The organism is Photobacterium nomapromontoriensis (genome assembly GCF_050336815.1).
GTDB lineage: Bacteria > Pseudomonadota > Gammaproteobacteria > Enterobacterales > Vibrionaceae > Photobacterium > Photobacterium nomapromontoriensis.
The window spans coordinates 42,079-56,501 of sequence record NZ_JAKJSL010000045.1 but is presented as its reverse complement, the minus strand read 5'-3'; the positions used below and the strand labels follow the sequence as shown (position 1 = coordinate 56,501).

The 14,423-nt window shown below is 39.8% G+C and carries 15 protein-coding genes; all 15 read left to right on the top strand.

Translation table 11 applies throughout. The features are described from left to right. Positions 1-162: 162 nt before the first annotated feature. The 15 genes from L4D12_RS19155 (at position 163) to L4D12_RS19085 (ending at position 14,416) form a co-directional block, all read left to right on the top strand. A complete protein-coding gene (locus L4D12_RS19155) occupies positions 163-897 on the top strand; it encodes a heme ABC transporter permease (RefSeq protein WP_428449436.1) in 735 nt (244 codons plus the stop codon). 7 nt (positions 898-904) lie between these two features. Beyond that, positions 905-1,111, top strand: a complete 207-nt coding sequence (gene ccmD / locus L4D12_RS19150; RefSeq protein ID WP_428449435.1) for a heme exporter protein CcmD — start codon at positions 905-907, stop codon at positions 1,109-1,111. After that, a complete protein-coding gene (gene ccmE / locus L4D12_RS19145) occupies positions 1,108-1,596 on the top strand; it encodes a cytochrome c maturation protein CcmE (RefSeq protein ID WP_428449434.1) in 489 nt (162 codons plus the stop codon). Before ccmD ends, ccmE begins: the two co-directional genes overlap by 4 nt. Continuing rightward, complete coding sequence (locus tag L4D12_RS19140; RefSeq protein WP_428449433.1) at positions 1,593-3,581, top strand: heme lyase CcmF/NrfE family subunit; 1,989 nt, start codon at positions 1,593-1,595, stop codon at positions 3,579-3,581. Before ccmE ends, L4D12_RS19140 begins: the two co-directional genes overlap by 4 nt. Then, positions 3,581-4,135, top strand: a complete 555-nt coding sequence (locus L4D12_RS19135; protein WP_428449432.1) for a DsbE family thiol:disulfide interchange protein — start codon at positions 3,581-3,583, stop codon at positions 4,133-4,135. Before L4D12_RS19140 ends, L4D12_RS19135 begins: the two co-directional genes overlap by 1 nt. 101 nt (positions 4,136-4,236) lie before the next feature. Beyond that, complete coding sequence (locus L4D12_RS19130) at positions 4,237-4,722, top strand: cytochrome c-type biogenesis protein (protein WP_428449457.1); 486 nt, start codon at positions 4,237-4,239, stop codon at positions 4,720-4,722. Further along, entirely contained in the window at positions 4,722-5,936 is a 1,215-nt protein-coding gene (gene ccmI, locus L4D12_RS19125) for a c-type cytochrome biogenesis protein CcmI (RefSeq protein ID WP_428449431.1), read from the top strand. Before L4D12_RS19130 ends, ccmI begins: the two co-directional genes overlap by 1 nt. Before the next feature lie 104 nt (positions 5,937-6,040). Further along, positions 6,041-6,982 (top strand): MlaA family lipoprotein, encoded by a 942-nt coding sequence (locus L4D12_RS19120; protein WP_428449430.1) that lies wholly within the window; start codon positions 6,041-6,043, stop codon positions 6,980-6,982. A gap of 335 nt (positions 6,983-7,317) precedes the next feature. Beyond that, on the top strand, positions 7,318-8,472 hold the full coding sequence (locus L4D12_RS19115; RefSeq protein ID WP_428449429.1) for a lipopolysaccharide biosynthesis protein: 1,155 nt from the start codon (positions 7,318-7,320) through the stop codon (positions 8,470-8,472). After that, on the top strand, positions 8,456-9,328 hold the full coding sequence (locus L4D12_RS19110) for a glycosyltransferase (RefSeq protein ID WP_428449428.1): 873 nt from the start codon (positions 8,456-8,458) through the stop codon (positions 9,326-9,328). The genes L4D12_RS19115 and L4D12_RS19110 overlap by 17 nt, the downstream gene beginning before the upstream one ends. A gap of 1 nt (position 9,329) precedes the next feature. Next, positions 9,330-10,097: an NAD-dependent epimerase/dehydratase family protein gene (locus L4D12_RS19105; RefSeq protein WP_428449427.1), complete on the top strand. Its 768-nt coding sequence runs from the start codon at positions 9,330-9,332 to the stop codon at positions 10,095-10,097. Beyond that, the gene (locus L4D12_RS19100) at positions 10,090-10,899 is read left to right on the top strand and encodes a sugar phosphate isomerase/epimerase family protein (RefSeq protein WP_428449426.1); all 810 of its coding nucleotides are present in this window, start codon (positions 10,090-10,092) and stop codon (positions 10,897-10,899) included. Before L4D12_RS19105 ends, L4D12_RS19100 begins: the two co-directional genes overlap by 8 nt. Further along, positions 10,896-11,264, top strand: a complete 369-nt coding sequence (locus tag L4D12_RS19095; RefSeq protein ID WP_428449425.1) for an EamA family transporter — start codon at positions 10,896-10,898, stop codon at positions 11,262-11,264. Before L4D12_RS19100 ends, L4D12_RS19095 begins: the two co-directional genes overlap by 4 nt. A gap of 10 nt (positions 11,265-11,274) precedes the next feature. Further along, positions 11,275-12,402: a hypothetical protein gene (locus L4D12_RS19090; protein WP_428449424.1), complete on the top strand. Its 1,128-nt coding sequence runs from the start codon at positions 11,275-11,277 to the stop codon at positions 12,400-12,402. A gap of 1 nt (position 12,403) precedes the next feature. Next, positions 12,404-14,416, top strand: a complete 2,013-nt coding sequence (locus L4D12_RS19085) for a hypothetical protein (RefSeq protein ID WP_428449423.1) — start codon at positions 12,404-12,406, stop codon at positions 14,414-14,416. Positions 14,417-14,423 lie beyond the last annotated feature (7 nt).

The following is a 14,423-nucleotide window of genomic DNA, read 5'->3' as shown; positions in this document are numbered from 1 at the left end:
TCTGGATAACTGGGTGAAAGGCCCAGCACCGAGATCTCGCAAGGTATTTATCGCCTAACAGAATAATAAGTCGCGTTTTACGGTAATATACGCTGTTTTTTAGCGAATGAGTTATCTACCGGCTAAACGTCATAATTCCTATTACACGAGTAGAGCAGAAATATGTGGAAGTGGTTACATCCCTATGCGAAAGCTGAAAATTGCTACCGCCTGTGCGGTACCTTGCTACCTTGGTTTTCAATCATAGCCTTGGTATCCCTGATTATCGGTACGATCTGGGGCTTGATGTTTGCGCCGACTGATTACCAGCAAGGTGACAGTTTCCGGATCATTTATTTGCATGTCCCAGCGGCTATCTGGTCGATGGGGGCGTATATGTCAATGGCCATTGCCGCCTTCATTGGTTTAGTGTGGCAGATCCGTTTATCGGATATGGCTGCGTTGGCGATGGCACCCATCGGTGCGGTATTTACCGTGATCGCTTTGCTAACCGGTGCTATCTGGGGCAAACCGATGTGGGGAGCATGGTGGGTATGGGATGCCCGTTTGACCTCTGAGCTGATTTTACTGTTTTTATATTTGGGTGTTATTGCCCTTTATAGCGCCTTTGATGATCAGAAAACTGCGGGTAAAGCGGCGGGCATTCTGGCGATTGTCGGGGTGATCAACTTACCTATCATTCATTTCTCCGTGGAGTGGTGGAACACCTTGCACCAGGGTGCGACCATTACCAAATTTGCAAAACCGTCGATCTCTTCGTCCATGCTCTGGCCGTTGCTGCTTAATATCATCGGTTTTGCCTGTTTCTTTGGCGCGTTAACGCTGGTGCGTTTACGTAACGAAATCATTGCCCGTGAAAGCCACCGCCCTTGGGTGCGTGAATTAATGATGAAGTGAGGCTGCTATGCATTTTGACTCTTTTAGTGACTTCCTCGCGATGGGAGGCTATGCCCCTTATGTATGGGGTTCCTATGGCATTTCATTTGCAGCCTTGTTATGGCTGTTGATCTCAAGCCTGAATACCAAGCGTCGTTTGGCGGTTGAGATCAAGAACAAGATTGCGCGCGAGCAGCGCATCAAAGACGCAGAAAAACTGGAGAATACATTATGACCCCGAGACGTAAAAAGCGCCTGACGTTGGTGTTGGCGTTGGTCGTTGGCCTCGGCGCCACCGTTGGTTTACTGCTGTATGCACTGAACCAGAATATGGATCTTTTTTATACCCCAACCGAACTGGTTAACGGAAAGCCGGATGGCACCAAACCCGAAGTGGGTCAGCGTTTGCGTATTGGCGGCATGGTGGTTGACGGATCGGTCAAGCGCGATCCGGAGTCACTGCTGGTGACGTTCAAAGTGGCGGATATTGGTCCTGCGGTGACGGTAACCTATGACGGCATCTTGCCGGATCTGTTCCGTGAAGGGCAGGGCATTGTTGCACAAGGTGTATTGGTTAATGCCAATACTATTGAAGCCCATGAAGTACTGGCCAAGCACGATGAAGAGTACATGCCACCCGAAGTGGCAGAAGCGATGGAGAAAACGCACGCACCGCTTCAGTACACCGATGAACAATTGCAGGGTAGTACTCAACAATGATTGTAGAAATAGGCAATTTTAGCCTGATAGTCGCGCTGGGATTATCGATCCTGCTCAGCGTCTATCCCTTATACGGTGCATCCGTTGGCAACCAGTCACTGATGCGGATGGCACGCCCGTTAACCTACGGCGTGTTCGGCATGATTTCACTGGCATTCATTATTCTTAGCTGGGCCTTTTATGCCAACGACTTTACTGTTGCGTACGTCGCCAGTAACTCCAATTCACTGCTGCCGTGGTACTACCGCTTGTCGGCGGTTTGGGGCGGTCACGAAGGTTCGCTGCTGCTGTGGGTCTTGATCCAAGCAACATGGGCCGTTGCGGTTGCCTTGTTCAGCCGTGGTATGCCGCTGGAATCACTGGCGCGCGTCCTGTCGGTCATGGGTATGATAGCAATTGGCTTCTTGCTGTTTATTATCGTTACCTCTAACCCGTTTCTGCGTACGCTGCCACATTTCCCTGTTGACGGGCGCGATCTTAACCCACTGTTGCAAGATCCGGGGCTGATCATTCACCCGCCATTGCTGTACATGGGCTATGTCGGTTTCTCGGTTGCGTTTGCATTTGCCATTGCCTCGTTAATGACGGGCCGTCTTGATACGGCATGGGCACGTTGGTCTCGTCCTTGGACTATTGCCGCGTGGTCATTCCTGACACTGGGTATCGCACTGGGTTCATGGTGGGCGTACTACGAACTTGGCTGGGGCGGCTGGTGGTTCTGGGATCCGGTCGAAAATGCGTCATTCATGCCGTGGCTAACCGGAACCGCTTTAATGCACTCACTGGCGGTTACTGAAAAGCGTGGCACGTTCAAAGCGTGGACAGTATTGCTGGCCATTTCTGCGTTCTCATTAAGTCTACTCGGTACTTTCTTAGTGCGTTCCGGAGTGCTGGTGTCGGTGCATGCCTTTGCCTCAGATCCGGCCCGCGGTATGTTTATCCTCGGTTTCCTTGTTGTGGTGATTGGTGGCTCATTGCTGCTTTATGCACTGCGTGGTGGCCAAATCCGCTCTCGCGGTAACTACAGCCTGTTTTCACGTGAGAACCTGTTGCTGGCAAATAACCTGCTATTGGTTGCGGGTTTGTTAGTGGTATTGATCGGTACTTTGCTACCGCTAATCCATAAGCAGATTGGCCTGGGCTCGGTGTCTATCGGGGTACCGTTCTTTAATACCTTGTTTACCTGGCTGATGATCCCGTTTGCCTTTATTTTGGGTATCGGTCCACTGGTTCGCTGGAAGCGAGATACGGTTTCAAGCATACGTAAGCAACTGATCATCTCAGCGCTGGTTACTTTGCCACTGGCTTTTCTGTCAGTCTGGTTATTTGCCGATACCGTCAAGCCGCTAGCGGTGCTCGGTATGACAATGGCTATTTGGATCATTGTGTTGCACGCGTTTGAATTGCATGAGCGTGCTACCCACCGTCATGACTTTATGACCGGACTTGGCAAATTAGGCCGTAGTCACTGGGCGATGATATTGGGTCATATGGGCATGGCGATCAGTCTGATTGGTATCACCCTAGTGTCAAACTACGACATCGAACGTGATGTACGTTTAGCGCCGGGTGAAACCATGCAGGTAGAGGGTTACCAATTTACCTTTGCTGGCCTGCGCGATGCCGATGGCCCGAACTATGACGGTTACATAGCTGATTTCCATATCAGCCGCAATGGTATCGCCGTCACAACATTGCATGCCGAGAAGCGTTTTTACTCTGTGGCTGGCTCTATGATGACAGAAGCGGCGATTGACAGCGGTGTTACCCGCGATTTGTACGTGGCATTGGGTGAGCGTTTAGGTAATACCGGTGCATGGGCCGTGCGTATTTACTTTAAGCCATTCGTTAACTGGATCTGGTTCGGTGCGGCATTGATGGCGCTGGGCGGTGCGATCGCGATCAGTGATAAGCGATATCGCTTCCGTAAAAAAGCCAATAAAGAACACCCTGTTGTGGAAAAGCAAGAGGCGAAGGCAAACTGATGAACAAAAAGTTACTTTTTATTCCATTAGCCCTGTTCATGGGGTTGGTCGTGATGTTTATGATCCAACTAACCCGCAATGCAGGTGGTGATGATCCGACCAAACTGGAATCGGTATTGGTCGGCAAACCTGTCCCTCAGTTTAAGCTGGAAGACTTGGTGGAAGCGGGCAAGCTCTACGATCAGGATATTTTCACCGGTGAGCCGCTGTTGTTGAATGTCTGGGCAACCTGGTGCCCTACCTGTTATGCCGAGCATGCTTACTTGAACCAGTTAGCGGGACAAGGGGTGAAAATCATCGGTCTCAATTATAAGGATGAGCGCCTTAAAGCGGTGCGCTGGCTGAATGAGCTGGGTAATCCTTATATCCATAGTCTGTTTGATGGCAATGGTATGCTGGGGATGGACTTGGGGGTGTACGGTGCGCCGGAGACTTTCCTGATTGATGCTAATGGTATCATTCGCTATCGCCATGTCGGTGATGTTAACGAGCGAAACTGGAACGACACTTTGAAGCCGATGTATGACGCATTGGTGGTGGAGGCAAAAGGCTAATGAAAAATTCACCTTGGTTCTCTGGTTTACATCGGATGTCTCGCCTGCTTCTCGCACCCGTGATGGCTTTGTCTGTCATGGCCGCAGTTGGTGGGGTGAGTGTGATGATCTCATCACCCGCCATGGCGGCCATTGATGTTTATGAATTTGACAGTACGGATCAGGAACAGACCTTTCAGGAACTGACTGCAACCCTGCGTTGCCCTAAGTGCCAGAATAATAACATTGCTGATTCCAATGCCACTCTGGCGCAGGACATGCGCCATAAAACCTACGAGCTGTTGCAGCAAGGTAAAAGCAAACAGGATGTCGTGGATTACATGATTGCCCGCTATGGCAACTTTGTGACTTACGACCCACCCGTCATGGCTTCGACCTTGATCCTCTGGCTTGGCCCATTGCTGTTTATTGTGATTGGCTTTACGGTGCTCGTCGTCCGTTCACGTAAGAGCAGTGCGAAGGCGGCATCAAATGAAGAGCTGGCCAGTGATGAGCAAGCACGATTGAAGGCGCTGCTGTCTGAAATGGGGCAGTCTGCAACCGATCAGCAAACAGCAAAGACTAACCAAGACGGGAAGGTGAAGTAATGACAATGTTTTGGCTAATTACCGCCCTATTGGTTGTGGTAGCGATCGTGATCTTCGTGGTGCCGATGTACCGCGGTAGCGATCAGGATGAGGCTGCCAGCCGTGATGAACTCAACAAAGCGTTCTTTACCGATCGTATGGATGAGCTGCAAGAAGAAAACAGCGAAGGCCTGGTTGCCAACCAAGACGAATTGGTTGTCGAATTGCAGCAATCACTGCTCGATGATGTACCGGCTGGCGAACAAGCGAAAAAATCCACGGTCAGTACCGCGATGCTACTGCCGGGATTGATCGTTTTGGTCGGGGTCTGTTATGGCCTGTACTGGAAGGTCGGCAGTCTTGATAAGGTACAAGTCTGGCAAGATACCGTGGCTCGCCTGCCGGAAATGTCGCAACGATTAATGGGTGGCAATGGCGCTGAGCCGCTGACCGATCAAGAAATGGATGACATTACCCTGGCATTGCGTACTCGACTGCATGATGACCCGGATGATGCCACCGGTTGGTTGTTGCTCGGGCGTGTCGGCACGGCAAACCGCGATGCTGAAACGGCTCAAAATGCCATGAACCGTGCTTACCAGTTAGATCCTAACAATCCAGATATACAGCTGAGCTACGCCCAGACACTGATGATGATTGGTGATCCGGCACAGACTGATCGTGCCCGACTACTGCTGCGTACCGTGCTCCGTAGCGATCACACTAACGTCACTGCGATGTCACTGCTGGCTTTCGATGCATTTGAAAAAGGGGAATACTCTCAGGCGATTGCATACTGGAATATGATGAAGCAGGTGATTGGTGAAGATGATCCACGTGCGCAAATGCTTAATCGGAGTATCGAACGTGCAGAAGCTGAAATGGGCAAGACAACTAATACCGCGTCTTCGGTGTCTGTGACGGTTGATCTTGATCCCTCGGTAACGCTACCCGCTAAAGGGATGGTGATTATCTCGGTACATTCTGCGGATGGCGCACCAATGCCTGTCGCGGCGAAGCGTTTACCGTTATCAGCCTTTCCGTTGACGCTAACCCTGAGCGACAGTGACAGCATGATCCCAGAGCGTCCATTGACATCGTTATCCGAGATGATCATTAAAGCACGTATCGACAGTGATGGTAACGTAATGACCAAAACCGACGACTGGTACGGGCAGAGTGATGTCATTCCGTTAGGTGGTTCCACAAAAGTGCTGATAAATAAGCAATATTAATCAACACTTTCAACTAAAGCTGGTAGAAAATAAGACGGCTGGATAGTATATAATGACTATTCAGCCTTTTTGTTTCTTTCATTCTGATTTTTATGGGATATACAGTGACACGACAACCCCTTCTAGCGATCGCGATTGCCCTTATGCTCACCGCGTGTGCGGACACCCCGAGTAATGAGTCAGATACCGCAACCAACCTGGTGATAGAGACCAATACCATGGTGGAAACTTCCACCGAGTTGGATGATACCACCGGCGTTGATGACGATGAAGACGCAGAAACCACGGTCATCGTCGATGAATCAGACGATGAGGATTTTGCTGACGTCGTCGCTGAAGTTGACGCGCAGGGCGATGATTATGGCACCGTGCCGGGCGTATATGACCCCTTTGAAGGTTTCAACCGCGCCATGTGGAACCTGAATTACAATTACCTCGACCCGTATATCGCCCGTCCTGTTTCGCTGGCGTATGTTGACTACGTTCCATCGCCGCTACGTACCGGCATCATGAATTTCATCTCCAACCTTGAAGAGCCAGCCAGCATGGTCAACAGTATCATCATGCTTGAAGGTGAGCAGGCCGTCACCCACTTCAACCGCTTTTGGATCAACAGCACCTTTGGTTTGGCGGGATTAATCGATATAGCTACCTTGGCCGACATTCGTAAACCCAGCAACCGCGCCTTTGGCGATGCCATGGGTTACTATGGCGTCGGCAATGGCCCTTATTTCATGGTACCGATGTACGGCCCACTAACCTTACGCGAAGGGGCAGGCGATGTGGTTGACGGCCTTTATTTCCCGCTTAACCTGCTCACCTTCTGGCAGAGCCTGGGTAAATGGGCGCTAGAAGGCATGGAAGATCGCGCCGCACTGGTCAATCAGGAAGGGATCCTAAAAGATTCACCGGATCCGTATATCTTCACCCGTGACGCTTATCTGCAGAATAAAGCGTTCCGCGCCACCGGCGGCGTATCGGACGATACAGAGCCTCAAGGCGAAGAATTCCTCGATGATTTCATGGATGAGATTGATGAGTATTAGAGAACAGGAATTATAAACAATTAGTAATATTAAATGAAAGTTGATATCATTAAAAACTATTTGTTTGCACGAGCGGTTTTATCGAAAAAGATATAGCTGCTTGTGAAGCTAGAATTATTTATAAGTAATATAGAGATATTTGTAGCTTATGGCTATAGATTTAGTTTTCCTGTTTTTTCTCATTCGACGCTCATAATAAATATTTTTAATTTAAACATAGTGTGATTAATAATATATTTAGTGTGTTAAATATTGATGTGTATATTTTCAATACTAACGTTCTAAATTTGCAGATAAACTCAAACGAGTAATAGATCAGGACTAGCAAGGTTGAGATGAATAATAAAAAAATGTTATTTTTTGGTTTTGCAGGCTCTCAGTGCATTACACTATTAGCGCTACCAATATTAACACGTCTATATGACCCATTATTATTTGGAGAATATAATTACTTTATAACAATAGTAACAACAGTTGCATTTTTTTTCTGCTTTAGATTGAATTTAAAAATTCAAATTGTAAATAAAGAAGCCATAAAGAATAAAATAGTATTAAAATCGTATATGCTATTAGCACTTACAACTATATTGGCAACATCAATATATTGTTATTTCAGTGGATTTACAATAGGTTTGATATACTTCATGATTGTGATTGTATTTCTATCTTTATATGAAATTCACACTGATTATTATTCATCAAATAAATCTTATAAAAAAATAGCGATCGCAAATATATTAAGAGCAACAACTGTAATTTTATTTCAGATAATGTTTTATAAATATGAGCATGGACTATTTATTGGGTTTATTGTTGGTTTGATATTTAGCCAAATATTAATTTTCAAATTAATAAAAGTTAGATGTAGTGATTTTGAGGGGATAAAAAAAAGTGAGTTTGTTTTTATGGTAAAAAACTCACTGATAAGTAGTGTAAATATTGTTGGGTTAAATTTGCCATTAATTATTATTTATAATCAATTAGATGCGGAAATTGCTGGTATTTATTCATTAGCAGATAAATTAATATTTGCGGGTATTGTAATTTGTACTAATGTATTTTCAAGGCTGATATATAATGATCTTAAAGAACAAGCGCAAGCAAAAGTTTTGAAAGATTGGATATGTAAAATAGTAATTCTGGCAACAATAATAATTATTGTGTCAATGTTCATATCTGAGTTTGCTATTGAGACTGCCTTTGGTGTGAAATGGTCACTTTCAGCAAATGTATTTATTGCATTATTACCATGGATGACAATCCAATTAATTATGATTCCGTTCACTTGTGCACTAATTTATAATGGTAAAGAATGGTACTTATTAAATGTTGAAATTCTAAAAAACATATCAAGAATATCAGTGCTAATGTTATGTTTATATCTAAATTATGATCTTGTAAATATAATCTTAGCGTCTTCAATTATTCCATTAGTATTTGGGATTGCAATTATCTCATATGGTTTATATAAAAATGAAATTATTAATTAAGAGAAGTAAAAAAGCCATTTTGCCTGAAATAGGCATATATAAGAAGTTTTTTGAAACATATGGTGTTGATGTTTGTATTTCTGAAAATATAAATGAAAGTGATCAGTATGATGTTCTTTGGTTATTTATGGGAATGCAATTAATCAAGAAAAACGACAAATTCACCATTCATGAATATGCATCATTGTCAACAGGTATATTTGCAAAGTATAAAGATATAATAAAAAGATTAGTATGTTGCAAGCCAAATCTTAGAGTGTTTTTAAATACAGATGTATATGACAAAATGTCTTTTAAAGATAACATACCTTATGTTATTAGAGATATGGCAGTTAGTCCTGATTTTTACAAAAGAGATCAAGAAAAAAAATATGACTTTGTATATTCAGGAGCTATTAATGATGACAGACGATTAGATTTGATATTAGATAAGTTTGCTATCAGAGAAGATAAAAGCATAATTGTGATTGGAACCGCGCCTAAGTGGTACCATGAGAAATATTCGCAATATAATAATATTACATTTACTGGATTAGTTGATTATAAAAAAATTCCATATTATCTTAATCAAGCAAAAGTTGGTATAAATGTTATTGATAACATATACCCATATAACATTCAAACATCGACAAAAATATTAGAATATCTTGCTTGCGGGCTTTCAATTTATACAATTCAAACCAACTGGGTTGATTCATTTAGCAAGAAAAATAATGTTACATTTAATTATTTCGAAATAAATAGATTTGATGTCGATGCTGATTTTGTTATGAATGAAAATTATACTCCATTGTATTGGGATGATATGTTAGAATCGTGCGGAATTCTACAAGCAATGAATGTTAAGGAGATGTAACATGGCAACGGCTATAATCGGTCACACTGGGTTTGTGGGTGGAAACATATGCAAAGAAAGAGAGTTTACTCATTATTTTAATACCAAAAATATAAATACAATCAAAGGGATGGAATTTGATGAGCTCGTTATAACAGGTGTTCCTGCGGTAAAATGGTTAGCAAATAAAGAACCTGAAAATGACATTAAAAATATTAATGCGTTAATAGGCAATCTTAAACATGTACAAGCAAAATGTGTGATTTTAATTTCAACGGTGGATGTTTATCCTTCACCTGTTGGAGTCAACGAAGAAAGTGATATTAATATTGATGCATGCCAACCTTATGGAAAGCATCGATTAATGTTTGAAAGTTTTATTAAAAATCATTTTGGGCGAGTACATATATTACGTCTACCTGGGTTATTTGGTTATGGACTGAAAAAAAATATCATATTTGATTTTTTAAATAAAAACATGATTGAATCAATTGAAACTAGAAATAAGTTCCAGTTCTATCCATTATCAAATATAAACAATGACATTGATATTGTAAAAAACAACAATATTCTATTATTAAATGTTGCAGTCGAGTCATTATCTGTAGCAGAAGTCGCAGAGTGTTGTGGCTATGATAATTTCATTAATGAATTAGACCGACCTTTAGTTGAGTATGATGTCAATACTATTTATGGCAAATATTGGGGTATGGAAGGTAAATACATGTATAGCAAACAACATTGTTTGAATGAATTAAAAAAATTCATATTGGAGTATACATATGAATAATCTAGCTATTTCTAATATTGCCTGGAAGCATGAGGAAGAGCTTCATGTTTTTAATATCTTAAATAAATTAGAGATTAAGAATGTTGAAGTTGCTCCTGCAAAAGTAGTTAATAACGTAAAAAAATTCACAAAGAATGAGGTTATTAGTTACTGTAATTATCATAAAAAGCATAATCTAAATATTGTTTCCATGCAGGCCTTATTATTCGGAGGTCCTACAGGAAATATTTTTGGCGATAGTACAGAGGTATCTGAAATTCAGAATCATTTGTATCGAGTTCTTGAAATGGCGGAGTATTTAGGTGCTAAGAAATTAGTATTTGGGTCACCTAAAAATAGATTAAAGGGCCAATTGTCAAAAGTTGAAGCATTTGAGAAAGCGTCGAATTTTTTTGCACCTCTAGCGAAGAGAGCTAATGATATTGGCGCTGCAATTTGTATTGAAAATAATCCAGAATATTATGGTGCTGATTTTTTAACTACGACTGATGAAGTTTGTGAATTTATCAAATTTGCAAACATGCCAGGTCTAAGTGCTCATTTTGATACTGGTGGTATGTTTTTAGCTAAAGAAAACATAGTTGAAGCTATTGATAATAATTCAGAGATGATCTCACATTTTCATATTAGCGAAAAAGATCTATTACCGATATCTAGTACTGATATTAATCATAAAGAAGTGGCTAATATACTGAAACATAATAATTACAATAATTATATTACAGTTGAAATGAAGCAGACAGAGCAAAATGTAATAGATATAGAAAAATCGTTAGAATTTGTTAGAAAGGTCTATTTATGATTTTTTCATTAGTGATTGTATTGAGTGTGCTATTTTCATCTTCATCTCAGCTGCTATTAAAGAAAGGTGCTGAGATATTAGTTATACCTAATGAATTTACAGTTCAATCATTATTTAAGCTTATGCTATCACTGTCAACGAACTTTTATCTTGTTCTTGGTGTACTCTTTCAGGTCATTGCATTATTAGTTTGGATATACGTACTTAAAAAAGTTGATGTCAGTTACGCATATCCATTCGTATCATTAGGATTTGTATTTGTTATATATATGGGTAATATCATTTATAATGAACCTATTTCACTTTTGAAAATATTAGGCTGTGCGACTATTTGCGCAGGTGTATTTATGTTGAGTAAAAGTTAAGGTAAAGAGGATGTTTGAAAATAACAAAGCTGATATTGCATATAAAATATCACTGTTACTATGTTGGATAGTAACGCTAGCATGTTGCTCATTTTTATATTATCAGTCTGTATTTTATTTTAATCGTACACCTTGGGATGGTACGTTTCAGACATTATTTCCATTATTAAAAATGGATCATGGTTCATTTCCTGGTGAGGATTATTTTTACTTTCATGGAAATGGTATACCTTATCTGTTATATCCACTATATTTTATTTTTAAAAATGTTTTTAATATTTCATCTGTAATGTCAGCATTAACATCAACATATATTATAAATACTTTATTTTTATTGATTCCTATGTATATGTTGTTAAGAAAAGTAATGTCCGTAAATATAGCTAGTGCGGTGCTATTATTTTATTTGGCTGTATGTAATTTTATTCCTTATACTGGTGGATATTTGTCGCCTTTATTTTTAGGTGCGCCAATGGCGATCAGGTTTAGCCCTCATATTATTATGGCACTTGTTGTCTTTTATATACTTGATGATGTCAAGTCCTCAAATTTATTTAAATTGGCTTTATTTGGCGTCATAGGTGCTATATGTGTTTTCTTGGCAGCTGAACAGGGTTTTTATGCTGTTGGTGGCGCATTGGTTGCAATGTTTATTTATTACTTTACTGTGAATATAAAACAGGCATTTATTTTTCCATTCAGTGCTTTATTTGTGTTTATATGCTGTTTTATCGGACTCAATTATTTGCTATTTGGAAATATTGAAACTATAAAGTCTATACAAGTGATTTCGAATGATCAAGCTTGGGTGTTTGGTGTTTTTCCAAATAGATTTTACGATAATTTTAGTGAAGTATTTAGTTTTGATATAATAGATGGTGTGCCTAGTCAGGTAACGACAATAGTTTCTGTATTAGCAACGCTGTTTGTTATAGTTTTAATGTTGACAAAGACGCTACAAGGGAAAAGTAAAATTTTTGCTTTCTCCTTATTTACATTATTCTTTGGTTCGTTGTTATCCTGGGCATCAAATATTGGTTACATTGGCGCGCATCAGGCTGCGCTTAATGTGAGGTATTTATACTTGATTGGCTCTTTTGTGGCTCTTGGCTTGTTTGTAAAAAAAGGGGTTAATTAAAGTGAGAAAATTAAATGTCAAGTATGTCGCACTGACACTTTCGCTACTATCTACTGTTTATTGGGCATATTATGCTATCGATAGCAAAATGAAGCTTGATGTGGGATTATATTCAACGAATAAATTTGAATCTGTGAAGCTCAATAAGCATCATGACTATCAAGGGGTACAAGGAAGTTGGAATATTCAACATCAATATGCTGACTATTTAGATAAGGCTACGAAGTATATCTCTAGAGAGAAAGGAACTAGTTATTTTTCAAATGATGCATTTGCAAGTGATTTAGTAAATCTAGATCGGAGTCTCTACAGTCAGACGAAGTTAAATTCAAGTATTAACGACGATTTTATTCTTGGTTTACAACATACTTTTAAGTTGAAATTGAGTCATGATAGTTCAAATCAAGAACTTAGTGGTATCGTTGGTGATTACATCATTCTTCATGGAGATGTAGATCATTTTGGTTATGTTAAAGCTGCTTCAAATGAATACTTAGAAGTCGTAACTAGCTTACCGATCGGAACCAATATTAATAGTATTGAAGTTCCTAAAATTGATGGAAAAGAGAAGAAATTCAAAGTATTGCTTGATTCTGAACGAATGGGGTTAGTTCGTGGCGGATTGGTTAATCAGTTCAATGATAATAAGCAAAGGATTTATGTTCGAACATTTTCATTCAATGACTCTAAGAATTTATTGAATGGAAGCACAATAAAAATAAACAATAAAAATTTCAAAATTAATACTGTAATACCGATTGGCCTTGGCGATTTTATTATTGAAATATCAGGTCAAGAAAAGTTTATTCCTTATATTGATTCAAGAATCAATATTGTAGATGTTACTAGTAATGCGCAAGCTAGTCAGCGTGCGATTAATATCAATATTTCTGAAAATATTGATAATGATTTTGCTTTTGGTATTGAACGTCATTATCAAATAAAAGTCGATAACAATATTGAACTAAAAAACAATGCAAATTTAATTATCGGTGATTCGAAGTATATATTAAAAGCCGATGATTATAATGGAAAAACAATAGCTATTGATCTTATTGGTAATGTGATTGATAAATTAAATGTCGATGATGAGACAAAAATAAAGTCAAAAATCGAAAGTGGTCATTATAGTGATTTGACTGCAAATGAGTATAAGGTGATAAAAGAAAAATATAAAGAGCTATATTCATCAGAGAAAATTGATAATCTAATACCATTACGAGTTTGGTTAAAAGGTGCAGATGTTAACGTTTATTATGAGCATAATAAACAACTTAAAGCTGATAAGTTTTATGCAACAGTACCGATTACACCAGATAATGATTTTAAGATTTGGGAAATTTATCCTGGTTCTATGTTGAATCTTTTTTATAATAAGGTTAACCCTGCACCGACTGAAATGCTTATACATGTTCTAGGGAAGACGAGCAGAAGTGAATATTACAGTGCATTTAATAAAATATCACCTGAATATGTTTCTTTTGCAAAGCCTGAACGTTTCACTCCATGGTTATTAAATTGGCACTGGTCATTTTTTAAAGAATTGGTTAGGCATTATAAACCTGTTGTTGATTTAGACGAATTTTCTCTTTGGGAAAAACAGGATAAGATCAATAAGTCTACGACATATGATTTTACTGAAATATCTAAAAAATTACCTACTAGTGAGATGCTTGGTAGCAGAGATGATAAGTATTCATTATATACAGTGAAGCTTAAATATTCAGTATCCAATCCATACTTAAACGTACCACTTATTGGTAAATCGCCACGATTTTTCATGTTGACCTCTTCGCCTGTGACAACACTACCGGTTAGCTTACCTTGGTCTGAAACAGAGTGGGAATTTCCACTTGTTGTAAAGGGGGAGTCAACGATAGATTTTAATGTGAAAAAAATGTCTGATTTCTTAGATAGTGCAAGTATCACAATAGATTCAATAAGCCTTCATAAAGAGAATGTTTCTCAAGAAAATATTGAGAGTTTATTTTTAGATTACCATTCTATGAGATAACAGATAT